1 protein-coding gene is annotated in these 1,957 nt (G+C 63.9%); it reads right to left on the bottom strand.

All coding sequences use genetic code 11. The features are described from left to right. Nucleotides 1–325 precede the first annotated feature (325 nt). On the bottom strand, nt 326–1,789 hold the full coding sequence (locus ACESMD_RS09720) for a hypothetical protein (RefSeq protein ID WP_372612654.1): 1,464 nt from the start codon (nt 1,787–1,789) through the stop codon (nt 326–328). Nucleotides 1,790–1,957: the final 168 nt, after the last annotated feature.

The raw sequence follows: 1,957 nt of genomic DNA, 5'->3' as shown, positions 1-1,957 counted from the left end.
TTGACCGATCGTCACGAAAATGACGGATTTCGAGTCAAATTTATCGATCTATTGAGGCGAATAGCGCGCTATTTAACGAAATAGATCGAATGAAGTTGGCCGAAAGCCCGGGATTTGCAGCAGATCAGCGTTAAGTCCGACAGGCTCCTGGTATGGATTGACCCGTCAAGGGCTCGGTTATCTCGGCTGCATGTGGTTGTCCTCAATGCCTAAGGGTCAGGAAGCGAAGGGCTATCAGCGACGGTTGCTATCGACGATAGATCAAGCACAAAAAAAGCGCCCCGACCAGATATGGCCGGGGCGCTTTTCTAAAGGGTCGTTGACCTCAAAAACCACGCCGCACGGCGACGAATGCATTGGTGTTGTCCTTGAGCTGGCCGAAGAAGCTGGTCTCGTCCGGTCCATAGAAAGCGTTCACACCAGCCTCCACCAGCCAGTCGTCCGTGACCTTGTAGCCGGCCGTGAACCGCAGGTGCCCGTCATCCGCGCTCGGACTCCAGAAGTTGAAGGCGCTGAGCGTCAGCCGCTGGTTCATGGCGAGCTTGGTGAGGCGCAGGGTCAGGGTGTGGCGGATGCGATCGCCAGCATCGGCGCTTTGCGGCAAGGCGTCGCGCAGGGCACCAAAGTCGTCGGTGATCTCGGTGTAGTACTGCACGCCGGCGGTGAATTCGGGCAGCAGTTCCCGCTCGAAGCCGACCAAGGTGCGCCACTGGCTGTTGGGCAGGCGCGGATCGTCGCCGGCGCGGTCCTCGCGGCTGTCATAGTAGGCGAACTCGGCGCTGACGATGCCGCCGGCGCCCGGCCCGCGCAGGCTGGTGCCGTACACGGACAGCGCCGGGAAGAACAGCTCGCCGGAGACAGCCATTCCCATCGGATCCTTCCAGAAACCGTTGTAGGCATAGGCGGCCAGCTCGAAGGCACCGGCATTGCGGTACAGCCGGGCCGCGATCTCGTCATCATTGAACCAGTCGCCCGGTACGGCCGGCGATATGACGGCATCGTCGCCGGTGACCCGGCCCTCTACCGGATTGAACCAGGACAGGCGCTCCCCGGTGATGAAGCGGTCGGGATCGAAGCGTGGCGTATACACCAGGTCGAGATTGGCCGCATCGCCGAACAGCGAGACCCGCACCGCGTCCGATGGCGCCTTCAGATACTCCACGTCGCGGCCGTTGAAGAAGGAGACGAAATCCTTGGGGAAGAGGTCGTTGAGGAAGACGAGATCGCCCACGCCCCAGGTCAGGACCTGCCGCCCGATCTTGGCGTCGACGGCATCCAGGGGGCGCAGCAGCACGTTCGCCTCGCGCAGATCGAACCAGCCCTGGCCGGTCTCGAGATCCACCTCCTGCTCCTCGGCCACGGGATCGTAGAGGAAATCACCCGTCACGGTCGTGGTCGCGGCATCGGTATACCAGGTTCGCGACAGCTGCAGCCGGGCCTCGCCCAGCACGAATGCCTCGTCCTGAGCCGGGTCGTCCTGCAGACGCGAGCCGGCGCGCAGGTCCCAGAAGCCGGTGACATTGTCCAGCCAGCGCCCGCCGGAGGTTGGGTCATCGTCTTCGCGGGACGCTTCCGCGGACCCGTCCAGGCCAGTGGGCAGCGCGGGAGCCTGTTCCTTGTCCTGCTCGCCGCCATCGAGGCCGGCCGGCAGTGACGGCGTGGCGGTTTCGTCCGGTGGCGTCTGCTGTGGCGATGAGCTCCCGAGTCCGCTGGGCAGCACCGGGGCCTGAGCCATCCCCCAGGCCGGCACCAGTGTGACCAACATACCGGCGAATGTGCTAATGCGCATAGCCTGTCTCACGACTGCCTCCGTGGATTCAACGCAGGTACTGCCGGGGCGGGCTGCGCAGGTAGCGCTCCGCGAAGATGTCCTCCGGCAGGCCCAGGTCGTAGTCGACCGCGCTGTAGTCGAGCACCGTGCTGCCGCCGATGCGCTGATCCGCCATCGCGGATTTCA

Source organism: Halomonas sp. (assembly GCF_041689495.1).
Classification (GTDB): Bacteria; Pseudomonadota; Gammaproteobacteria; order Pseudomonadales; family Halomonadaceae; genus Halomonas.
The sequence above is the reverse complement of the archived record's forward strand: the minus strand, read 5'-3'. Positions and strand labels throughout refer to the sequence as shown.